Here is a 21060-nt window from a genome sequence, read left to right on the forward strand (position 1 = left end):
CCTGGCGGTATTCGTCCGCGACGGGGTCGCCTTGCCACGTCTCGGAAAGACGGCCTGATGCTCGCGGAGCGTTTGCGAGCGGGTCGGATGGTCGGCACGCGGGGTGAGTTCGGTTCAAGGCAAGGCGCGAGGATCCGAGCGATGCCGTCGCATCGCGACCGAGGTACAACGCCGGCGCGGAACGGGCGCGAAGGACGATGACGACCGTTCGACCTGGTCGGAAAGCGTTTCAGGCCCGAGCGAGAGAGGCATGTGCATGTCCCGTCGCGGTCGCAGATCAGTCCCCGGGATCAGCGTTGCGCCCGCGCGAGCCAGTTCAGCCACCGAGCCGGAACGCGCGATCGACGACCCGGCTCCCGCAGCGTGACACGGATCGTCCGACCCGAACGCAGGAAGGGCGAGACGCCGACGCCTCGCCCTTCCCGTCTCGTTCGTCGATCGCCCGGCCTAGTCGGTCAGGATACGCCGGCCAGAAGCTCGTGCACGCGGCGCAGATAAGCTTCGGTCTGACGGCACTTGGACTCGGCCTCGAGCGCCCGCTGCTCGGCGCGCTTGGCGCGCATGTCGGCTTCCCACTCGTGGTACTCGGCGTCGCGCAGCGCCGTCTCGGCGGTGACGACCCGTTCTTCCGACTGGCGAAGCCGCTCCTCGAGCGACTGGATGTGCGTCTGCAGCCGGTGCTGGTCCTCGGCCGAACGGTCGGCGAGCGCCTTGGACTGCTTCTCCAGTTGGACGAAGCGTTTCTCGTAGGCGCGGATCGTCGCCGCCGTGCGCTCGACCAACGTCAGCGTGCGCGTCCAGTCGGTCGGCGACGGCTCGATCGTGAGATGGCCGACCGCGAGCGCCACGGCGTTGGCCGGAGCGGCGCCGGCCGGCACCGTCTCGACCTCGGCGGCCTCGGGCACGGCGGCCTCGTTCGCCGGGTAGAGCGTCGTCACCTCGGCCCCGCGCGTCCCGTCCGACTGCACCATCACCTCGGCCTCCAGCTCGGGAAAGGAGGCGGGCTCGCGAACCGCGCTCATTCGTCGATACCGAGCCGCCCGCTGGCGAGCGCGGCGCGCAGTTCGGCCTCGGCGCTGTCCTCGTTCGACAGGACCTGCCCGAAGCTGCCGACGATGGTGTCGTGCATCTTGGCGAGCCAGGTCTCCGCCTCGGCGGCCCGCGCTTCGGCCAGACGCACGCGCGCCTCGGTCTCGGCCAGCCGCACCTCGGCCTCGTCGAGCTGCTCCTGCAGCGAGCGAATCTCCTCGCTCGCCCGCTCGGCGTCGAGACGGTGCTCGATCTCCATCTCGGTCGCGCGCTCGTCGCGGATGCGGATCGCCTCGCTCGCCTCGCGCACGAGGTCGAGCGCCGCCGACCAGTCGCGCGCGGCGCCCGACCGGTCGTTGTTGGAGACCAGGACGAAGCTGCCGTCGGTGCGGCCGGAGCCCGCATGCTCCGAGACACTCTGACGAAGGCTCACGCCGATCTCTTCGCTTGCACTGTTGGCCATCATGCCGATCCTTTGCCGCCGCTCACGCATCGCCGCCGAGGGCTCTCCCCGAACCTTCGACCATTTCCCCGCATCCCATCAATAGGTTGCGGTGCATTTCCTTCCGGCCGCAGGCCGCGGATCGCTCGGGCCGGGTCCTCGCCCGCCCGAGCCGGTCGCGGCCGCCCGGCCGTCAGTCGCCCTTCTCGGGCATCATGAACGGTCGCACGTTGGAGGAGGTTTCGCCACCGTGGCCGTCGTGCAATCCGTCGCCCATCAGTCCGGCGTCGCCGGTGCGCGAGCGCGTCGCCCGCTTCAGCGTCTCGTTCTGCCGCTGCAGCGCCGTGCGGTTCTCTCGGGCGATGTCGAGCGCGCCCTGCGCCAGCGTGCGCTCGGCCTTCTCGGTCTGCAACTCCTCGATGAGGCGGCGGTTCGCCGCCTCGAGCGTCTGGCGCTCCTGCTCGAAACGCAAGGTCAGCGCCTCGACCCGGTCCGACAGGTTGTTGGCGCGGGTCGTCACGCCCTCCAGCGCCGCGTCCTTGGCCGCCAGCGCCTTGACCAGCATGTCGGCGCGCGCCTCGAGCTCCATCCGGCCCTTCTGCGCGTCCTGAAGCTGCGTCAGGAGGCGCGTCGCCTCCGTCTTGCTGGCTTCCAGGCGCCGGTCGAACGTGGTCCGCTCGGCGATCGCCTCCTTGTTGGCACGCTCGGCGGCGCGCATGGCCTCTTCGCGCTCGCGCAGCTGGCCGCGCACCTGGGCGAGGATCTGGTCGGTCGCCATCAGGCGGGCCGAGAGGGCCTCGATCTTCATCGCCGCGCTGGAGCGCTCGGTCTTCATGGCCGCGAGTTCGGCCTCGAGCTGCGCCACGGCGCGCTGACGCCCGGCCTGCTCGGCCGCGATGTGGGACTCCTGAAGGGCGATCGTCTGGAGATGCGCCTCGACCTGGGTCGACAGCTCGTCCATGCGCGAGCCGGCCGAGACGAGTTCGGCCGCCTGCTCTTCGGCAAGGTTCTGGAAGCGGCGGTTTTCCTGCTCCAGGATCTGCCGGCGCTCGGAGACCTCGGCGAGCATGCGCTCGGCGTCGGCGAGCGCCTGGTCCGACACCTGCGCCTCGGCGCGCAGGGTCTTCACCTCCAGCGCCAGCGACTGGTTCTGCTCGACTTCGGCGAGCAACTGCCGCTCCAGCGCGTTGGCGTGCGTCGTCTTCTCGCGCAGCGTCAGGCGCTGCTCGTCGAACCCGGTCTCCTGCTCGCGCAGAAGATTCTCGAGGCGCGTCGCGCGCGACACCGCGGTCGAGAGTTCGCTGGACGCCGTGGAATAGCGGCCAAGGAGCGAGTCGACCTCGCGCCGCAGCGCCTGCCCGCTCTCCATCTCCTGCTGCAGCAGCGCCTCGAGCTCGAGGATGCGCGACTTGGAGCGCGGCAACTCCTCGGCGATCGTCTCGATCGGTCCGATGAGCTGGGAGAAGTCGTCGGTCAGGGAGCGCAGGTCGCCGAGCCGCTCGGCCATCTCGCCGATGCGCACCTTCAGCATCTCGTTGCGCTGGCCGATGCTGTCGAGCGGCGACACGAAACCGGGATGGGCGCCGGACGAAGCAGGGGCAGAGGCGCGAGGGGCCACGGGATCCACAACCTTTCCGAAGTCGGGGCGCTCGGCGGCGTTCTCGCTCGGGCGCTGGCCGTCACGCCGAAAGAAGAACGACAGCGGTGAGCTCATCCCTATCGACTCCCTTTCGATCCGATCACGGACCGGTCTTGCCGGTCCCCTCGGACCGAAGCAATCTGATTTACGAAATATTAATCAATTTTTCCAGATGAGTGCGGGCTGGTCACACCGACGGGAGCGACCGCGCGACCGGCCGGCGGCGCCGTTCAGGAACCGTTCAGTCGCGAACCAGTTAATGCGCATGATCCCCATGTATTTTCGGAGGAATTCCATGCGCATTCCGAAATGGCTGGCCGGACGCACCCTGGCCGTCGCCCTGGCGCTGACGATGGTTCCGGCCGCCCTACCCTCGACGACCCCGCTGGTCGGCGTGTCCAGCGCCAAGGCCGACCCCTACTATCGCTACGGCCCGCACTACGGGCCCGGCGGCTTCCGGGGCGCCGGCTGGGGCGGCCAGCGCTACTACGGCGGCCGCGGCTATTATGGTGGCCCGCGCTACTACGGCGGTCGCGGCTATGGTTATGGCCATCGCGGCTATCGCCGTCACGGCGGCGGCGGTGCGGCGGTCGCGGGCGCGATCGTCGGCCTTGGCGTCGGTGCGGCGATCGCCAGCGCCGCGCAGCCCCGCTACGTCGAGCGCGCCCCGCGCTACTATGCGGCGCCGGCCTACCGGGCCGAGCCCTGGACGCGCGAGTGGTACCGCTACTGCGCCCAGCGCTACCGCTCCTTCGATCCGCGGTCGGGCACCTTCCAGCCCTATAACGGCCCGCGTCAGCTCTGCCGCTGACACCCCGACCGGTCTGACCTCGACGGCGGCCGCCCCATCCGGGGCGGCCGTTTCACCTTGGGGAACCAAGCGCCGGCCTTGCGACTTGCAAGGAGTAAGCGTGGGCAGGCTCGAGGAGGATGGGATGATCGGCTGGCGTCCAGCGGCAATCGTGATGCTCGGCGCGGCGGCATGCCTCGCCTCGTCCGTCTTGCCCGCATCGGCCTGGGAATATGTCGGGCTCGATCCCTACAACCGGCCGGTCTACGCGCCGTCCGGACCGATCCCCAAGGTTCCGCTCGCCGTCTCGCCGCCGGTCTACCAGCGCAAGTCCGGCGCATTCGGCGGGCCGCAGGTGGCGGGGCCGCTCTACTACGCCCGCCCCGCACCGCCGGTGCCCGGCCTCTATCGCGACGATCCCGCCCTCACCGCGGGGTCGATCCTCGCCTTCGACGTCGATGCCGCGCTCGCGGATGCCGAGGCCCCGCGCAGCGTGACCGTGGTCCGGCGCGGCGCCGGGCCGGCGCCGTTCACCGGTTCGTGGTATCGCTATTGCGAGACGCGCTACCGCTCGTTCGATCCCGAGACCGGCACCTACCAGCCATCCTCCGGCCCGCGCCGCCTCTGCCGCTAGCGGATCGTCCGCTCAAGCCAGCGGACGCGTCGCCGCCTCCAGCCACGCGCGCGCCTCACCATCGAGGCGCGGGCCGATCTTTTCGCGCACCTCGCCGTGATACGCGTCGAGCCAGGCGCGCTCCTCGGCATCCAGAAGGTCGACGGCGATCATCCGCCGGTCGATCGGGGCGAAGGTCAGGGTCTCGAACGCATGGGTGTCGAGGTCGGCGCCCGCGATGAGCTCGGCCGGGAGCACCAGGATGAGGTTCTCGATGCGGATGCCGAAGGCGCCCTCGCGATAGTAGCCCGGCTCGTTGGAGACGATCATCCCCTCCTCCAGGACGGCCATGCCGCGCTTGGAGATCGACTGCGGCCCCTCGTGGACGGCGAGATAGGAGCCGATGCCGTGGCCCGTGCCGTGCGCGTAGTCGCAGCCGGCGCGCCAGAGCGCGACGCGCGCCAGCGGGTCGAGATCGATGCCGCGCGTGCCGACCGGAAAGCGGGCGCGGCTGACGGCGATCATGCCCTTCAGGACCAGCGTAAACTTGTGCCGCGCCTCCTCGCTCACCGCGCCGATCGCCACCGTGCGGGTGATGTCGGTGGTGCCGTCGCGGTACTGCGCGCCGGAATCGATCAGGAACACCTCGCCGGCGGCCAAGACCCGGTTCGACTGGCGGTTCACCCGGTAGTGCGGGAGCGCGGCATTGGGGCCGGCCGCCGAGATCGTGTCGAAGGAGAGATCGCGGAGGGGCTGCCGGTCCGCTTCGCCGTGACGCTTGCGGAAGCCCTCCAGCGCCTCGGCCGCGCCGATCTCATCGAGGCTGCCGGGCGCCTGCGCGTCGAGCCAGGCGAGGAAGGCCGAGACCGCTGCACCGTCGCGCAGGTGGGCGCGGCGCGAGCCCTCGATCTCCACGGCGTTCTTGCGGGCGCGGGGCAGGCGCGCCGGATCGGTGCCGTGCACCACGGTCCCGCCGGCGGCGTCCACGACCTCGCGCAGCCGGTCGGCGGCGAGCGCGGGATCCAGCATGACGCGGCGCCCGTCGGCAATGTCGCCGAGCGCTGCCTCCAGCGCCTCGGGCGCCGCAATGTCGGCGAGCGGGGCGAGGGCTTCCATCGCCTCCACCCCGAGCTTGTCGCGGTCGATAAAGAGGGTCGCGCGCCCCTCGCGTGGGATCAGCGCAAAGGACAGGGGCAGCGGCGTGTGCGGCACATCGGAGCCGCGGATGTTGAAGGTCCAGGCGACGGACGACGGGTCGGTGAGGACTGTCGCGTTGGCAGCGGCCTTGCGGAGCGCCTCGCGGATCTGCCCGAGCTTCTCCTCGCCCGAGCGGCCGGCGAGCGACTGCGGGTGGGCCGAGACGGCGCCCTTCGGCGGCTCCGGCCGGTCCTGCCAGACGCGATCGAGCGGGTTGTGGCGAAGGGCGACGAGTTCGCCGCCGGCCTCGCCCATGGCGGTGCGCAGCGCCGCCACCTCGCCGAGCGTGTGCAGCCAAGGGTCGATGCCGATCCGCAGACCCTTGGCGTGTTCGCGCAGATAGGTCCCGAGCGGCGTGTCGACCGAGCTTTCGATGGCGAATACGGCGGCGTCGACCTGCGCGCGCACCTGCACCGTGTAACGTCCGTCGACGAAGATCGCGGCCCCTTCCGGCAGCACCAGCGCGGTGCCGGCCGAGCCGGTGAAGCCGGTCAGCCAGCGCAGCCGGTCGGCGGAGGCCGGGATGTACTCGCCCTGGTGCTCGTCGGCGCGCGGCACCACGAACCCGTCGACGCCGGCTTCCCTCAGGCTCGCCCGCAGGCGCTCGACGCGCGAGGCGCTCTGGCTGGAATCGGACACCTCGTCGAAGCTCTGGAACATGGAACCGGCCCTTCCTTGCATTGTCGCATTCCTCTGTTTCAGTCTCGGCCGGCGATCTCAAGGCCCGATCCACCATCCGCTGGAATGGTCGGGTCGACGCCGGGGCGGCCCGCTTGATCGGAGGCTCGAACGGGAGTAGAGATCGCTCAGTGACGTTTACGCAAACGTCAAAGTTTGACGCTGGGAGTTCCGTCATGCCGGTCTATCAGGCCCCCGTCGCCGATACGCTCTTCGTCCTCAACGACATCCTCGGCTGGGAACGCCACGGCAACCTGCCGGGCTTTGCGGATGCGACGCCGGACGTCGTCGAGGCGATCCTCGGCGAGGCCGGCAAGTTCGCGACCGACATCTTCCTGCCGCTCAACCAGGTGGGCGACCACGAGGGCTGCCAGCGCGCGGCCGACGCCTCGGTGACGACGCCGAAGGGCTTCAAGGAAGCCTACAATCAGTTCCGCGAGGCCGGCTGGGGCGGCCTGTCGGCGAGCCCCGAATATGGCGGCCAGGGCCTGCCGCACACGCTGGCGGCCGCCGTCAACGAGTTCCTGTCCTCTGCCAACATGGCCTTCGCCATGTATCCGGGCCTAACGCGCGGCGCGATCGCGGCGATCGAGAGCCACGGCTCGGACGAGCAGAAGGCGCTCTACCTGCCCAAGATGGTGGACGGCATCTGGACCGGCACCATGAACCTCACCGAGCCCCATTGCGGCACGGACCTCGGTCTCCTGCGCACCCGTGCGGTGCCGGCGGAGGACGGGACGTTCAGGATTTCGGGCCAGAAGATCTTCATCTCGGCCGGCGAGCACGACCTGTCGGAGAACATTGTCCACCTCGTCCTCGCCCGCATCGAGGGCGCGCCGGAGGGCGTGAAGGGCATTTCGCTCTTCATCGTGCCGAAGTTCCTGCCCGACGAGGCGGGCAACCCGGGCGCGCGCAACGGCGTCTCCTGCGGCTCGCTCGAGGAGAAGATGGGCATCCACGGCAACGCCACCTGCGTCATGAACTACGACGGGGCGACGGGGTGGCTGGTCGGCGAGGCGCACAAGGGCCTGCGCGCCATGTTCACGATGATGAACGAGGCGCGGCTCGGCGTCGGCGTGCAGGGGCTCGCGATCTCCGAGATCGCCTACCAGAACGCCGTCGCCTATGCCCGCGACCGCCTGCAGGGCCGCGCGCTCGCCGGCTCCAAGCACGGCGAGAAGGCGGCCGACCCGATCATCGTCCACCCCGACGTGCGCCGCATGCTGATGACGATCCGCGCCGTCAACGAGGCGGGCCGCGCGCTGATCCTCTGGACGGCGCTGCGGGGCGACCTCGCGCACCGCGCCGAGGACGCCAAGGTCCGCGAAGCGTCCGACGACTGGATGGGCCTCCTCACCCCGGTCATCAAGGGCGTCCTCACCGACAAGGGGTTCGAGAACGCCGTGATGGCGCAGCAGGTCTACGGCGGCCACGGCTATGTCCGGGAATGGGGCATGGAGCAGTTCGTGCGCGATGCGCGCATCGCCCAGATCTACGAGGGCGCCAACGGCATCCAGGCGCTCGACCTCGTCGGGCGCAAGCTGGCGCTGAACGGCGGCCGGGCGATCCAGGCCTTCTTCAAGGAGGTCGGCGGCTTCTGCGAGGAGCACCGCTCGAACGACGAGATGGCCCCCTTCACCAAGTCGCTGAAGAAGGGCCTCAACGATCTCCAGTCGGCCACGATGTGGCTGATGACCAACGCCATGGCCAAGCCCGACAACGCGGGCGCCGCCTCCACCGACTACATGCACCTCTTCGGGCTCGTCGCGCTCGGCTACATGTGGGGTCGCATGGCGCACGCCGCGCAGGAGAAGCTGGCGGCGGGCGCCGGCGACGATACATCCTTCCTCGAGAACAAGCTCGTCACGGCGCGCTTCTACATGGACCGTCTGATGCCCGAGACATCCGCCCACCTCGCTCGTATCTCGTCGGGCGCCGACTCGATGATGGCGCTCGGCGCCGACGCCTTCTGATCCGGCCGCACAGGAAAGACGAAGATCTCATGACCGACGCTTTCATCTACGACCACGTGCGCACCCCGCGCGGCCGCGGCAAGAAGGACGGATCGCTGCACGAGGTGCCGGCCGTCCGGCTCGGCGCCAAGGTGCTGGAGGCTCTGCGCGACCGCAACGGCCTGCCGACGGCCGAAGTCGACGACATCATCTTCGGCTGCGTCGATCCGGTCGGCGAGGCCGGCTCGGTGATCCCGAAGGCCTCGGCCTTCGAGGCGGACTACGCCTTCGCCGCGCCCGGCATGCAGATCTCGCGCTTCTGCGCGTCCGGCCTCGACGCGGTGAATCTGGGCGCCGCCAAGATCGCAGCGGGCTCGGACGAACTCGTGATCGCGGGCGGCGTCGAATCCATGTCGCGCGTCGGCATGGGCATGTCGGGCGGCGCCTGGATCATGGACCCCTCGGTCGGCATCCCCGCCTACTTCATGCCGCAGGGCGTCTCGGCCGACCTCATCGCCACGAAATACGACTTCAGCCGAGACGACGTCGACGCCTACGCCGTGGAATCGCAGAAGCGCGCGGCAAAAGCCTGGGAGGAAGGCCGCTTCCAGCGCTCCGTGATCCCGGTGAAGGACCAGAACGGACTTCTCATCCTCGACCGCGACGAGCACATGCGCCCCTCGACCGACATGCAGTCGCTGGGCTCGCTCAACGCCTCCTTCGCCATGATGGGCGAGATGGGCGGCTACGATGCGGTCGCGATCCAGGCGCATCCCGAGATCGAGGCGGTCAACCACGTCCACCATGCCGGCAACTCGTCGGGAATCGTGGACGGCGCGGCGGCGGTGCTCTTGGGCTCGAAGGCGGCCGGCGAGACGCTTGGCCTGAAGCCGAGAGCGCGCATCCGCGCCTTCGCCTCGATCGGCTCGGACCCGGCGCTGATGCTGACCGGCCCGGTGGACGTGACGAAGAAGCTCCTCGACCGCTCCGGCATGTCGCTCGCGGACATCGACCTCTTCGAGCTGAACGAGGCGTTCGCGGCGGTCGTCCTACGCTACCTCCAGGCCTTCGAGATCGATCCGGCCGTCATGAACGTCAACGGCGGCGCGATCGCCATGGGCCATCCGCTCGGCGCGACCGGTGCGATGATCCTCGGCACGGTGCTCGACGAGCTGGAGCGCCAGGACAAGCAGACTGCCCTCGTCACCTTGTGCATCGGCGCCGGCATGGGCACGGCGACGATCATCGAGCGCGTGTGATGCGGGCAGCGCCCTGCCTCCGGCGGTCAGGCGACCCGGCTGCGGTCCGCCCGGTGGGTGGCGCGCACCGACATGTCGATCGGTGGGAGGGCCTCGAAGGCGGGCTTGGCGAACCAGTAGCCCTGGAACAGCGTGATGCCGGCCGCCTTCAGGACGGTGAACTCGTCCTCGGTCTCGACGCCTTCGGCCAAGACCTGGATGCCGAGCTCGCGCGCGGCGGTCGCGATCGTCGCCACGATGATCTGGCGCGGACGGCTCACCTCGATGCCGCGGATCAGCTTCATGTCGAGCTTGATGAGGTCGGGCTGGAAGTCTGCCAAGAGCGTCAGGCCGGCATAGCCGGCACCGAAATCGTCGAGCGCCGTGATGAAGCCCTGCCGCCGGTATTCGGTCAGGATGTTCTGGAGATGGCCGGTGTCGACGATCTCCTCGTTCTCGGTGAACTCGAACATCAGCGACTCGAGCGGGAAATCGTGGCGGCGCGCGGCGATCAGCGTTGCGCGCAGGCACGCCGCCGGCTCGTAGACGGCGTTGGGCAGGAAGTTGATCGACAGGCGCGTGTTCTGCCCACGCGGGAAGAGACGGGCGGCGAGTTCCAGCGCCTTCACGCGGCAGGCCTGGTCGAAGCGGTAACGCTGCTCGTCGGAGACCTTCGAGAGAATGGCGTAGGCCCCCTCGCCCGCCGTCCCGCGGATCAGCGCCTCGTAGCCCCACACACGCGACGCGGCGATGTCGAAGATCGGCTGGAAGGCCATCGAGAAATCGAAGTCGAGCGGCTTGCCCGAGCGGCACCCTTCGCAATCCGTCGCCATCGTCCCGGTCCCATCGCGTTTTCCGTGGGACCGATTCTACGCAACAGGTCTTTGGAATCCCTGAAGACCAAGGGCTTTTGATAGCCTGCCACATGACTTCCGCAGGACTTGAGCGCCGCGGATCGTTCGTTCGGGAGACACGCGCATGGATCTTCGCAACTTCACCGTCGAGACCGACGCGGACGGCTTGGCCCTCGTCACCTGGGACATGCCGGATCGCTCGATGAACGTCTTCACCGAGGAGGTGCTGCGCGAGATCGAGACGCTGGTCGACCGCTTCGCCGCGGATGCGGCCGTGAAGGGCGTGGTGCTCGCCTCCGGCAAGACGGGCACGTTCACCGGCGGCGCCGACCTCAACATGCTCGGCGCCATGTTCGCCGCCTTCGACGCGAAGCGGAAGAGCGACCCGCAGGGCGCCGTCGCCGAGCTCTTCGAGCGCTGCGGCGAGATGGGCCGGATCTGGCGCAAGCTGGAGACGTCGGGCAAGCCCTATGTCTGCGCCATCAACGGCACCTGCATGGGCGGCGGCTTCGAGCTGGCGCTGGCCTGCCACGGGCGCGTTGCCGCCCAGAGTGCGAAGATGGGCCTGCCGGAAGTGAAGGTCGGCATCTTCCCCGGCGCCGGGGGCACGCAGCGCGTGCCGCGCCTCGCGGATACGCAAAGCGCGCTCCAGATGCTCCTGAAGGGCGAGACGCTGACCGCCGCCAAGGCCAAGGGTATGAAGCTGATCGACGAGGTCGTGCCCGACGACCAGCTGATCGAGGCGGCGAAGGCCATGCTGAAAGCGGGCCTCAAGCCGGTGAAGGCCTGGGACGAGAAGGGCTTCAAGCTGCCGTCCGGCCCGGTCTATTCGCCCGCCGGGGCGCAGGTCTGGCCCGCCGTCGCCTCGCTCTACCGCAAGGAGACCGCCGACAACTATCCCGGCGCCCGCGCCATCGTGAAATGCGTCTACGAGGGCCTCTTGGTTCCGATCGACGTGGGCCTGCGGATCGAGCAGCGCTACTTCACCGAGGTCCTGCAGACCACCGAAGCGGCGATGATGATCCGCTCGCTGTTCGTCTCGATGCAGGCGCTGAACAAGGGCGCGCGCCGCCCGGCCGGCGTGCCCGAGCAGGCGATCGCCAAGGTCGGCGTCGTCGGCGCCGGCTTCATGGGCGCCGGCATCGCCTATGTGGCGGCGAAGGCCGGCATCGAGGTGGTGCTGGTCGACCGCGACCAAACTGCCGCCGACAAGGGCAAGGCGCATTCGGCTGGTCTGATGGAAGCGCTCGTCAAGAAGGGCCGCGCCAAGGCCGAGGAAGCCCAGGCCCTGCTCGCCCGCATCACCGCGACCCCCGACTACGCCGCGCTCGCCGACGCCGACCTCGTGATCGAGGCCGTGTTCGAGGACCGCGACGTGAAGGCCGAGGTCTCGCGGCGTGTGGCCGAGGTCCTGAAACCGCAGGCGATCTTCGCCTCCAACACCTCGACGCTGCCGATCACGAGCCTTGCGGAAGCCTTCCCCGACGCCTCGCGCTTCGTCGGCATCCACTTCTTCTCACCGGTTGACCGGATGATGCTGACCGAGGTGATCCTCGGCAAGGAGACGGGCGACCGGGCGCTCGCCGTCGCGCTCGACTTCGTGCGCGCGATCAAGAAGACGCCGATCGTCGTCAACGACACGCGCGGCTTCTTCGCCAACCGCTGCGTGCTCCGCTACATGACGGAAGCCTACGACATGCTGGTCGAGGGCGTGCCGCCGGTGATGATCGAGAACGCGGCGAAGTTCGCCGGCATGCCGGTGGGGCCCCTCGCGCTGAACGACGAGACGGCGGTCGATCTGTCCCAAAAGATCATGAAGGCGACGATCCGCGACATGGGCGAAGGATCGATCGACCCGCGCCACTTCGCGCTCGTCAACGAGATGGTGGACGGCGAAGGCCGGCTCGGCCGCAAGGCCGGCAAGGGCTTCTACGACTATCCGGCCAAGCCCGCCAGGAAGCACATCTGGCCGGGTCTCAAGGACAAGTTCCCGCAGAAGGCGCCGGACGAGGTGGACTTCGAGGAGTTGAAGCAGCGTTTCCTCGTGACGATGGCCCTCGAAGCCGCCCGGACCGTGGAGGAAGGCGTCGTCACCGATCCGCGCGAGGCGGACGTCGGCTCGATCCTCGGCTTCGGCTTCGCGCCCTATACCGGCGGGACGCTGAGCTACATCGACGGGATGGGCGTCGAGTCCTTCGTGGCGCTCTGCGAGAGGCTCGCCGAGAAACACGGCGAGCGCTTCCGCCCCACGCCGCTCCTCAAGGAGATGGCGGCACGCGACGAAAGCTTCTACTCGCGCTTCGCCCCAGCCAAGGCCGCGGCGTAAACCTCAACGAACCGCCGAGGGGGTCACGCCCCCTCGCGCTTCTCCCGCGCCAGCGAGCGGCCGATCGTGTCGGCGACGCGCGCGCCCCGCTCGCCGAGCGGCTTGTCCGGCGCGTCGGTCGTGTCCATCGCGGTCTGGTGTTCCATCTCGGCGTTCACCTCGGCGCCGACGATGAAGATGATCGAGGAGATCCACACCCACATCATGAAGCCGATCGCGGCGCCGAGCGAGCCGTAGGTCACCGAGTAGTTGGCGAAGGACCGCAGGTACCAGGAGAAGCCGATCGAGGCGGCGAGCCAGACCGAAGCGGTCAGCATGGCGCCGAAGAGAACCCAGCTCCAGCGCGCGCGGTTGCGGCTCGGCCCGTACCGATAGATCATGCTGATCGCCCCGACGATCACCACGAACACCACCGGCCAGCGCGCGGCGGCGACGAGTTCGTCGGTATAGCTTTGGGCGCCGACGACCGCCATCACCGCCGGCACCACGCCGACCGAGATGAACAGGATGGTCGCGATGAAGAAGGCGCCGATGGTGAAGCAGAAGGCGACCGCGTTGAGCTTGAGGAACGAGCGCTGCTCGTGCTCGCCGTAGGCGACGTTCATCGCCTCGAACAGTGTCTTGATGCCGTTGTTGGCGCTCCAGAGCGAGAACAGAAGGCCGGTCACGAAGCTCAAGGAGAGCGAAGCCGGGTCGCGCGAGACGAGGCTTTCGAGCTGCGAGGTCAGGATGTCGGTGCCGGCCTGCGGCAGGAAGCGCCCGATGAAGGCGATGTGGTCGGCGATCGTGGTCGGGTTGGCGACGATCCCATAGAACGAGACGAAGACGGCGAAGGCGGGAAACAGCGCCAGGAGGAGATAGAACGTCGCGCCCGCCGCGATCAGCATCACGCGGTCCTCGAAGAACGAGTAGTAGAGGCGGCCGATGATGTCCTTCCAGCCGGCCCACGGGATGCCGAACGGCCCCGTCGCGTCGCGCCCGCGGCCGGGCTCGCTCGCGCGCATGCGCGTTTCCTCGGTGGTGTTGGGCGCGAAGCGGAAGCCGATCGAACTCATCCCAAGCCTTCTACGCGAAACATCGACGCGACCTCCTGGCAGGCAAGGGCCTGCCACGATCTATCCGGAGAAATGCCGCATTTGATCGAAGGGTTCCACCACGGCGCGTAAAGATCGCCGGCGCGGCCGGGTGCCGCATCCCGCCGAAGCCGGTGGAAAACCGCGCTTTCCCACCGTTTCGACAGCGCGAAACGAAGCCGACTTGTCGACAGGGCGGGAGCGGCATCCTAGACAGATTGTGACGAGGACTATATTCCTCGAAACGGTGACCAAACCGGGTCCCCCCTCCCGCAACGAGAGGTTTGCCGCATGCTGTCGCACGACAGGATCTGGGCCGCGATCGACGGCCTTGCCGCCCGGCTGAAGATGTCGCCGTCGGGCCTCGCGCGCAAGGCCGGCCTCGATCCGACGACCTTCAACAAGTCCAAGCGCAACGCGCCGGACGGGCGCCCGCGCTGGCCGTCCACCGAATCGATCGCCAAGGTCCTGGAGGCGACGGGCACGAGTTCGGAAAGCTTCTTCGCCGGCCCGGAGGCGAGCCTCCGATCGATGCGCCCGGTGCCGCCGCCGCGCAGTTCCGTGCCCCTGCTCGGCAGCGCGGAAGCGGGCGCAGGCGGCTATTTCGACGATGCGGGCTTTCCCGCTGGCCAGGGCTGGGAGGAGGTCGAACTGCCGGGCGCCGACGATTCGCTCTACGCGCTCGAGGTGTCGGGGCAGTCGATGATGCCGCTCTACCGCGACGGCGACGTCGTGGTGGTGAAGCCCGGCGCCCCGGTGCGGCGCGGCGACCGCGTGGTGGTGCGCACCAAGGGCGGCGAGGTCATGGTGAAGGTGCTGCAGCGCCAGACCGCGCGCACGATCGAGCTCGCCTCGGTGAATCCCGAGTTTCCCGACCGCCAGTTCCCCCTCGCCGAGATCGAATGGATCGCGCGCATCCTCTGGGTCAGCCAGTAGCACGACGCCCTGTGCGCCGCGCCGCGCGCGCCTAAAACGGATGGGACGCTCGCTTGCCCGAGCGGCTTGGCCTTCGGAGGACCCCCGTGTCGGAACACACCTACAAGATCATCGAAGTCGTCGGCTCGTCGCCCGAATCGATCGAGAAGGCGATCGAGAACGCCATTGCCGACGCCGCGAAGTCGGTGCGCAACATCCGCTGGTTCGAGGTGACGGAAACGCGCGGCCATGTCGAGGACGGCCGGGTCGCGCATTATCAGGTCGGTCTCAAGATCGGTTTCACGCTCGAAGACGCCTGACCGCAGGGGTACTCGTCATACCAGTTGACGAGTATCCGCCTCTCGTGCGACGCCATGGAGGTTCCAACCTTTCGAGGATCCTCCATGACATCGATCGCCCTGTTCGGGGCCGGCGGAAAGATGGGCACGCGCCTCGCCGGCAATCTCAAGGGCTCGCGCTTCGACGTGCGCCACGTGGAGCGGTCCGACGCCGGCCGCGAGCGGCTGAACGCCCATCTCGGCGTCACCTGCGTCGACGAGGACGAGGCGCTGGACGGCGCCGAGGTCGTCGTCCTGGCGGTGCCCGACACGCTGATCGGCCGGGTCCTGTCCGGCATCGAGGCGAAGCTCAAGCCCGGCACGATGGTGATGATCCTCGATGCCGCCGCGCCGTTCGCCGGCCATCTGCCGGAGCGCGCCGACCTCACCTATTTCGTCACCCATCCCTGCCACCCGCCGATCTTCAACGACGAGACCGACGCAGCCGCCAAGCGCGACTTCTTCGGCGGCGTCGCGGCCAAGCAGCACATCGTCTCGGCGCTGATGCAGGGGCCGGACGAGGCTTATGCGCTCGGCGAGGAAATCGCCAAGGTCATCTGGGCGCCGGTGATGCGCTCGCACCGCATCACGGTGGAGCAGATGGCGCTCCTGGAGCCGGGTCTCTCCGAAACGGTGACGGCGAGCCTTCTCGTCGTCATGCGCGAGGCGATGGACGAGGTGGTCCGCCGCGGCGTGCCGAAGGAGGCCGCCCGCGACTTCCTGCTCGGCCACATGAACGTGCTCGGCGCCGTGATCTTCGAGGAAACGCCGGGCGTCTTCTCCGACGCCTGCAACAAGGCGATCGAGTTCGGCAAGCCGGCTCTGATGCGCGACGACTGGAAGCGCGTCTTCGAACCGGACGAGCTGATGGCCTCCATCCGCCGCATCACCTGACCCGAGACCGCACGGAGCCGAACCCATGAGCGAGCTGCGCGGCGCCCTGATCGGGTGCGGCTTCTTTGCCCGCAACCAGATGCACGCCTGGGACGACATCCCGGGCGTGTCCATCGTCGCGATCTGCGACCGCGACGAGGCGCGGCTCGCGGAAATGGGCGAGGCGTTCGGGATTGCCCGGCGCTTCACCGATGCGGCGGCGATGCTGCGCGAGGTGCGGCCCGACTTCGTCGACATCGCCACGACCGCGCCGAGCCACCGCGCGCTGGTGGAACTCGCTGCCTCCATGAAGATCCCGGTGATCTGCCAGAAGCCCATCGCGCCGACGATCGACGACGCACGGGCGATGGTGGATGCCTGCGAGGTCGCCGGCGTGCCGCTGATGATCCACGAGAACTTCCGCTGGCAGTCGCCGATCCAAGCCGTGCGCCGCGTTCTCGATACTGGCGAGATCGGCGCCCCGTTCTTCGGCCGCGTGTCGTTCCGCTCGGCCTACGACGTCTATGCCGGCCAGCCGTATCTCGCCGAGGGCGAGCGCTTCATCATCGAGGACCTCGGCATCCACGCCCTCGACATCGCGCGCTTCCTGTTCGGCGACGTCGCCCGGATCACGGCGCGCACCACCCGCGTCAATCCCCGCATCCGCGGCGAGGACGTCGCGACCATGCTCCTCGACCACGAGGCGGGCTTCCCCTCGGTGGTGGACTGCTCCTATGCCACGAGGCTCGAAACCGAGCGCTTCCCCCAGACGCTGGTCGAGATCGACGGCGCCGCCGGCACGATCCGCCTCGACGAGGGCTACCGCCTGACGGTCACCGGCCCGGTCGGCACGCGGCACGAGGACGTCTCGCCGCCGCTTCTCCCCTGGGCCTCGCGTCCCTGGCATAACATCCAGGAAAGCGTCGCGCTGATCCAGCACCACTGGGTCGAGACGCTTCGCGCGGGCGCCGAGCCGGCGACGTCGGGCCCCGACAACCTGAAGACCTTCGCCCTCGTCGAGGCCGCCTATCGCAGCGCCGCGAGCGGGGCGACGCTCGACCCGTCCGAGGTCTGACGATGGCCGACGCGCTGAAGCTCTTCGGAACGCGCGATCCGGTCGCCCCGGTCCGGCGCCTTCGGGCGGGGCGGCTCACGGCGGATCTCGTGTCGGGCAACCTGCGCGCCGTATCCTTCGCCGGCATCGAGGTCCTGCGCTCGATCGCCTATGTCGTGCGCGACCGGGACTGGGGAACCTACGATCCGCCGATCCTCGATCTCGACGTCGAGGAAGCGGAGGACCGCTTTCGCGTGCGCTACCGGGCGGAGGTTTCGGGGCCGAGCGACACCCGCCTCGTCTATCGCGCCGAGATCGAGGGACGCGCGGACGGGACGCTTCGCTTCGCCGTCGAGGCCGTTCCGCAAGGCGACTTCGAGACCAACCGCTGCGGCTTCTGCGTGCTGCACCCGATCGAGGGCGTCGCAGGAACGCCGGTCGACGTGGAACACACTGACGGCACGCGCGTGGCCTCGCATTTTCCGGACGCGATCGAGCCGTGGCAACCGTTCCAGGAGATCCGCGCCCTCGCCCATCGTCCGGCGCCCGGCCTTCGCGCGACGTGCCGGATGGAGGGCGACGCCTTCGAGATGGAGGACCAGCGCGCCTGGTCGGATGCCTCGTACAAGACCTATGTCCGCCCCCTCGCCCGGCCCTGGCCCTATCGGATGGCGGATGGGGCCGCGAACCGGCAGGCCGTGACGCTGACGATCGACGCCTCGCATGACGCCGTCCCGGCATCGCCCGCGCCGACCGGCGGCCCGGTCGAGGTACGGCTCGGTGCCCCGCTCGGCGAGACGATGCCGCGCTTCGGCTTGGGCGTCGCGCCCGAGGAGACCGCCGACATCCTCGCCCGGCCGGACAGGCTGGCGCGCCTCGCCCCGGCTTTCCTGCTGTTTCACTTCGATCCGCTCGCCGGCCACGGCTCAGACGCGCTGGAGGCGTTCGCCCGCATCGCCGCGCTCGTTCCGGACGTCGAGCCCGTCCTCGAACTCGTGGTGCCCGGAGAGGGCGACACGGCGGGCGAACTCGATGAGGCCGCGCGCCGTGTGCGAGCCGCCGGCTTCCGTCCGCAGACGCTCGTCGTCGGCCCCGCGGCCGACCGGCGCTCGACGCCGCCGGGCAGCGCCTGGCCGGCATGTCCGCCGCTGGACGAGGTCTACCGCGCCGCTCGCGCCGCCTTTCCGGGCCTGCGGCTCGGCGGCGGCATGCTCTCCTACTTCACCGAGCTGAACCGCAAGCGCGTGCCGCTCGGCGAGCTCGATTTCGTCACCCACGCGACCAACCCGATCGTTCACGCCGCGGACGACCTGTCGGTGATGCAGACGCTGGAGGCGATCCCATTCATCACGCGCTCGACCCGCGCCTTCGTCGGGGACAAGCCCTATCGGCTCGGGCCGACCACGATCGGCATGCGCCAGAACCCCTACGGTTCGCGCACCATGCCGAACCCGGACGGGCGGCGCATTCCGATGGCCGACGACGATCCGCGGGCGCGCGGCCTCTTCGGCGCCGCCTTCATGATCGGCTATGCCGCACGCCTTCAGGGCGCCGGCATCGAAGCCTGGACCGGGGCGAGCCTTGCGGGCCCGCGCGGGCTGCTGCTGGCGGACGGCGGCGTGGTGCCGGCCTTCCACGCGGCCAAGGGTCTTGCGGCCGTCAGTGGCGCCGCGCGGCTGGACCTTGTATCCACGCGGCGCGACAGGGTCGACGGCTTTGCCGCGCTGCGTGACGACGGCAGCCGCGAGATCTGGCTCGCCAATATCGGCCCCGAAGACGAGGACGTCGTGCTGGACGGGTTCGGGCCGGAGGTCAAGGCGTCGATGCTGGACGAAACGTCCTTCGAGGCGGCGAGCCGAGGCGAGATGCCGCCTCTCGAGCCCGTCGGGACACGCCTTCGCCTGTCGCCCTACGCGGTCGTGCGCCTCGTCGCCCCTCAGGCCCCCTGATGGCGGTAGAGGTCGCGCGAGCGCTCGAGGTGGCGCACCATGGCGGCCTCCGCAGCATCGGGGTCGCGTGCGGCGAGAGCCTGAAGGATTTCCTCGTGCTCCTGAAGGGTGACGTTCTCCCGGCCGCTCCAGATCAGGAGTTCGGTGTGATACTGCCGCAGCCAGCCCAGCATGGATTCGGCCACCGCCTCGAAGATCGGGTTGCCGGGGATCGCGGCGATGCGCGCGTGGAAGCGCATGTCGGTGCGGACGAAGCGCTCGGGGTCGCCAAGCGCCCCGCGCTGCTCGGCGAGAAGCGCACCCAGCGCCTCGACATCGGCCTCGCCCGCCCGCTCCGCCGCCTGCCGGACGATGCCGCGCTCGAAGAAGATGCGCGCCTCCTTCAGGTGATCGAGCGCGCCCGGCGAGGTGGTCAGCATGATCTCGGCGGCGCGGTCGACCTGCCCGAACAGGGAGCGCGGGGTAAGGCTGAGGACCTTGGCCCGTTCGCCGTGCGAGATGGCGACGAGCCCCAGCCCGTTCAGCGCCTGCATCGCCTCGCGGATCGCCGGCCGGCCGACGCCGAAGCGCTCCATCAGTTCGCGCTCCGACGGCATCTGGTCGCCGGTCTTCAGCTCACCCGTGGTAATCATCGACTTGAGGCGCTCGTAGACCTCGTCGGACAGCTTGCGGCGGACGATCGGCTCGCTCGGCTGAATCATGGCTGACGCTCCCCACACATCCGTCCGCCTGAAGCGGCCGCGCGAAACTGGTATGCCGATGATACCAGATTGTCGAACGACTTAGTGGCATTCCCATTCAGACAGGTTTCAGCGCCCATGAGCGACGACATCGTCCTGACCTACCGGATCGAAACGCCCGGCAGCGTCGAGAAGCTGGCGGACAAGATCGCGAGCGACCAGTCGACCGGCACCTTCGTGCCCCTGCCCGGCGAGACGCCGGAACTGAAGGCGCGCGTCGCCGCCCGCGTCCTCGCGGTGCGCTCGCTCGATCCGGTCGAGGAGCCCGCCTTCGGCCGCTCTCACGACGATCTCGCCGCGCCCCGCTCGTTCCGCTGCGGCGAGGCCGACATCGCCTTTCCGATGGAGGCGATCGGCACTGATCTCGCCGCGCTGATGACCATCGCGATCGGCGGCGTCTACTCGATCAAGGGCTTCAGCGGCATCCGCGTGACGGACATCCGCCTGCCGCCAGCGTTCGGCGAGGCCTGGCCGGGGCCGCAGTTCGGCATCAAGGGTTCGAAGCGGCTGACCGGCGTCTCAGACCGGCCGATCATCGGCACGATCGTGAAGCCGGCGCTCGGGCTGCGCCCGCCGGAAAGCGCCGCGATGGTCCGGGAGCTCGTGGAGGCAGACGTCGACTTCATCAAGGACGACGAGAAGCTGATGAGCCCGGCCTATTCGCCGCTGGCCGAACGGGTGAAGGCGATCATGCCGGTGGTGCTCGACCACGAGCAGCGGACGGGCAAGAAGGTCATGGTCGCCTTCGGGATCACCGCCACCGACCCCGACGAGATGATGCGCAACCACGACCTCGTGCTGGCGGCGGGCGGCAATGCGGCGGTCGTCAACATCAACTCGATCGGCATGGGGGCCATGGCCTTTCTGCGCCGCCGCTCGGGGCTGGTTCTGCACGCGCATCGCAACGGCTGGGACATTCTCACGCGCCACCCTTCGCTCGGGCTGGACTTCCGCGTCTACCAGACGTTCTGGCGGCTTCTGGGCGTCGACCAGTTCCAGATCAACGGGATCGCGGCGAAGTACTGGGAGCCGGACGACTCGTTCCTGCGCTCCTACCATGCCCTTCGCCGTCCGCTGTTTCGCGACGACGACCGACCGCTGCCGGTCGTCGGCTCCGGCCAGTGGGGTGGACAGGCACCGGCGACCTATGCCGCCGTCGGCTCGACCGACCTCCTGTATCTCTGCGGGGGCGGCGTCGTTAGCCATCCGATGGGGCCGGCGGCCGGCGTGCGCGCCGTGCGCCAGGCCTGGGAGGCGGCGGTCGCGGGCGTCGATCTCGATGCCTACGCCGCCGACCACCCGGAACTTGCCGCCTCGATCCGGGCCTTCGGCGGGCCGGACGGCAAGGGAGCCTGACGCG

The 21060-nt window shown here is 69.3% G+C and carries 18 protein-coding genes; 11 read left to right on the top strand and 7 right to left on the bottom strand.

The window, feature by feature from the left end; translation table 11 throughout:
* Positions 1–455: 455 nt before the first annotated feature.
* The 3 genes from ASF65_RS15420 to ASF65_RS15430 form a co-directional block, all read right to left on the bottom strand.
* On the bottom strand, positions 456–1022 hold the full coding sequence (locus ASF65_RS15420) for a hypothetical protein (RefSeq protein ID WP_055890915.1): 567 nt from the start codon (positions 1020–1022) through the stop codon (positions 456–458).
* Positions 1019–1492, bottom strand: coding sequence for a hypothetical protein (locus tag ASF65_RS15425; RefSeq protein WP_055890918.1), 474 nt, complete (start codon positions 1490–1492; stop codon positions 1019–1021). Before ASF65_RS15425 ends, ASF65_RS15420 begins: the two co-directional genes overlap by 4 nt.
* Before the next feature lie 172 nt (positions 1493–1664).
* Positions 1665–3185 carry a hypothetical protein gene (locus ASF65_RS15430; protein WP_055890920.1) on the bottom strand — a complete coding sequence of 507 codons (1521 nt, stop codon included), beginning with the start codon at positions 3183–3185 and terminating at the stop codon, positions 1665–1667.
* A gap of 220 nt (positions 3186–3405) precedes the next feature.
* Between ASF65_RS15430 and ASF65_RS15435 the strand changes: the two genes are divergently transcribed.
* Together ASF65_RS15435 and ASF65_RS15440 are read left to right on the top strand one after the other, a co-directional pair.
* A complete protein-coding gene (locus tag ASF65_RS15435) occupies positions 3406–3921 on the top strand; it encodes a BA14K family protein (protein WP_055890924.1) in 516 nt (171 codons plus the stop codon).
* 100 nt (positions 3922–4021) lie between these two features.
* Positions 4022–4534, top strand: coding sequence for a BA14K family protein (locus ASF65_RS15440; RefSeq protein ID WP_156369338.1), 513 nt, complete (start codon positions 4022–4024; stop codon positions 4532–4534).
* Positions 4535–4546: 12 nt separating this feature from the next.
* On the opposite strand, the gene ASF65_RS15445 is transcribed toward ASF65_RS15440, so the two are convergent.
* The gene (locus ASF65_RS15445; protein WP_055890930.1) at positions 4547–6370 is read right to left on the bottom strand and encodes an aminopeptidase P family protein; all 1824 of its coding nucleotides are present in this window, start codon (positions 6368–6370) and stop codon (positions 4547–4549) included.
* A 194-nt stretch (positions 6371–6564) separates the two neighbouring features.
* Here ASF65_RS15445 and ASF65_RS15450 point away from each other — a divergent pair, with 194 nt between their 5' ends.
* Together ASF65_RS15450 and ASF65_RS15455 are read left to right on the top strand one after the other, a co-directional pair.
* On the top strand, positions 6565–8361 hold the full coding sequence (locus tag ASF65_RS15450) for an acyl-CoA dehydrogenase C-terminal domain-containing protein (protein WP_055890933.1): 1797 nt from the start codon (positions 6565–6567) through the stop codon (positions 8359–8361).
* Between the two features lie 29 nt (positions 8362–8390).
* Positions 8391–9599 carry an acetyl-CoA C-acetyltransferase gene (locus ASF65_RS15455; RefSeq protein WP_055890934.1) on the top strand — a complete coding sequence of 403 codons (1209 nt, stop codon included), beginning with the start codon at positions 8391–8393 and terminating at the stop codon, positions 9597–9599.
* 26 nt (positions 9600–9625) lie between these two features.
* On the opposite strand, the gene ASF65_RS15460 is transcribed toward ASF65_RS15455, so the two are convergent.
* Complete coding sequence (locus ASF65_RS15460) at positions 9626–10411, bottom strand: EAL domain-containing protein (protein ID WP_055890936.1); 786 nt, start codon at positions 10409–10411, stop codon at positions 9626–9628.
* A 145-nt stretch (positions 10412–10556) separates the two neighbouring features.
* Here ASF65_RS15460 and ASF65_RS15465 point away from each other — a divergent pair, with 145 nt between their 5' ends.
* Entirely contained in the window at positions 10557–12758 is a 2202-nt protein-coding gene (locus tag ASF65_RS15465) for an FAD-dependent oxidoreductase (protein WP_055890938.1), read from the top strand.
* A 23-nt stretch (positions 12759–12781) separates the two neighbouring features.
* On the opposite strand, the gene ASF65_RS15470 is transcribed toward ASF65_RS15465, so the two are convergent.
* Entirely contained in the window at positions 12782–13813 is a 1032-nt protein-coding gene (locus ASF65_RS15470; protein ID WP_055890942.1) for a YihY/virulence factor BrkB family protein, read from the bottom strand.
* Positions 13814–14122: 309 nt separating this feature from the next.
* Here ASF65_RS15470 and ASF65_RS15475 point away from each other — a divergent pair, with 309 nt between their 5' ends.
* From ASF65_RS15475 to ASF65_RS15495, 5 genes are all read left to right on the top strand, one after another.
* Positions 14123–14767, top strand: a complete 645-nt coding sequence (locus ASF65_RS15475; RefSeq protein ID WP_055890946.1) for a helix-turn-helix transcriptional regulator — start codon at positions 14123–14125, stop codon at positions 14765–14767.
* Positions 14768–14853: 86 nt separating this feature from the next.
* Complete coding sequence (locus ASF65_RS15480) at positions 14854–15066, top strand: dodecin (protein WP_055890949.1); 213 nt, start codon at positions 14854–14856, stop codon at positions 15064–15066.
* 84 nt (positions 15067–15150) lie between these two features.
* On the top strand, positions 15151–15978 hold the full coding sequence (locus tag ASF65_RS15485; protein ID WP_055890952.1) for a phosphogluconate dehydrogenase C-terminal domain-containing protein: 828 nt from the start codon (positions 15151–15153) through the stop codon (positions 15976–15978).
* 25 nt (positions 15979–16003) lie between these two features.
* Entirely contained in the window at positions 16004–17032 is a 1029-nt protein-coding gene (locus tag ASF65_RS15490) for a Gfo/Idh/MocA family oxidoreductase (protein WP_055890955.1), read from the top strand.
* Between the two features lie 2 nt (positions 17033–17034).
* A complete protein-coding gene (locus ASF65_RS15495; protein ID WP_055890957.1) occupies positions 17035–18960 on the top strand; it encodes a hypothetical protein in 1926 nt (641 codons plus the stop codon).
* Here the strand turns inward: ASF65_RS15495 and ASF65_RS15500 are convergent.
* Positions 18948–19661: a transcriptional regulator NanR gene (locus tag ASF65_RS15500; protein ID WP_055890958.1), complete on the bottom strand. Its 714-nt coding sequence runs from the start codon at positions 19659–19661 to the stop codon at positions 18948–18950. The genes ASF65_RS15495 and ASF65_RS15500 overlap by 13 nt on opposite strands.
* Positions 19662–19778: 117 nt before the next feature.
* Between ASF65_RS15500 and oiaX the strand changes: the two genes are divergently transcribed.
* Positions 19779–21056 carry a 3-oxo-isoapionate-4-phosphate decarboxylase OiaX gene (oiaX, locus tag ASF65_RS15505; RefSeq protein WP_055890961.1) on the top strand — a complete coding sequence of 426 codons (1278 nt, stop codon included), beginning with the start codon at positions 19779–19781 and terminating at the stop codon, positions 21054–21056.
* The last annotated feature ends 4 nt before the right edge of the window (positions 21057–21060 follow it).

The organism is Aureimonas sp. Leaf324 (assembly GCF_001423245.1).
Lineage (GTDB): Bacteria > Pseudomonadota > Alphaproteobacteria > Rhizobiales > Rhizobiaceae > Aureimonas.

Bases quoted from the DNA above. Each gene is read 5' to 3' on its own strand.
- ASF65_RS15420 (WP_055890915.1), bottom strand. From the start codon at position 1,022: ATGAGCGCGGTTCGCGAGCCCGCCTCCTTTCCCGAGCTGGAGGCCGAG.
- ASF65_RS15425 (WP_055890918.1), bottom strand. From the start codon at position 1,492: ATGGCCAACAGTGCAAGCGAAGAGATCGGCGTGAGCCTTCGTCAGAGT.
- ASF65_RS15430 (WP_055890920.1), bottom strand. From the start codon at position 3,185: ATGAGCTCACCGCTGTCGTTCTTCTTTCGGCGTGACGGCCAGCGCCCG.
- ASF65_RS15435 (WP_055890924.1), top strand. From the start codon at position 3,406: ATGCGCATTCCGAAATGGCTGGCCGGACGCACCCTGGCCGTCGCCCTG.
- ASF65_RS15445 (WP_055890930.1), bottom strand. From the start codon at position 6,370: ATGTTCCAGAGCTTCGACGAGGTGTCCGATTCCAGCCAGAGCGCCTCG.
- ASF65_RS15450 (WP_055890933.1), top strand. From the start codon at position 6,565: ATGCCGGTCTATCAGGCCCCCGTCGCCGATACGCTCTTCGTCCTCAAC.
- ASF65_RS15455 (WP_055890934.1), top strand. From the start codon at position 8,391: ATGACCGACGCTTTCATCTACGACCACGTGCGCACCCCGCGCGGCCGC.
- ASF65_RS15460 (WP_055890936.1), bottom strand. From the start codon at position 10,411: ATGGCGACGGATTGCGAAGGGTGCCGCTCGGGCAAGCCGCTCGACTTC.
- ASF65_RS15465 (WP_055890938.1), top strand. From the start codon at position 10,557: ATGGATCTTCGCAACTTCACCGTCGAGACCGACGCGGACGGCTTGGCC.
- ASF65_RS15470 (WP_055890942.1), bottom strand. From the start codon at position 13,813: ATGAGTTCGATCGGCTTCCGCTTCGCGCCCAACACCACCGAGGAAACG.
- ASF65_RS15475 (WP_055890946.1), top strand. From the start codon at position 14,123: ATGCTGTCGCACGACAGGATCTGGGCCGCGATCGACGGCCTTGCCGCC.
- ASF65_RS15485 (WP_055890952.1), top strand. From the start codon at position 15,151: ATGACATCGATCGCCCTGTTCGGGGCCGGCGGAAAGATGGGCACGCGC.
- ASF65_RS15490 (WP_055890955.1), top strand. From the start codon at position 16,004: ATGAGCGAGCTGCGCGGCGCCCTGATCGGGTGCGGCTTCTTTGCCCGC.
- ASF65_RS15495 (WP_055890957.1), top strand. From the start codon at position 17,035: ATGGCCGACGCGCTGAAGCTCTTCGGAACGCGCGATCCGGTCGCCCCG.
- ASF65_RS15500 (WP_055890958.1), bottom strand. From the start codon at position 19,661: ATGATTCAGCCGAGCGAGCCGATCGTCCGCCGCAAGCTGTCCGACGAG.
- oiaX (WP_055890961.1), top strand. From the start codon at position 19,779: ATGAGCGACGACATCGTCCTGACCTACCGGATCGAAACGCCCGGCAGC.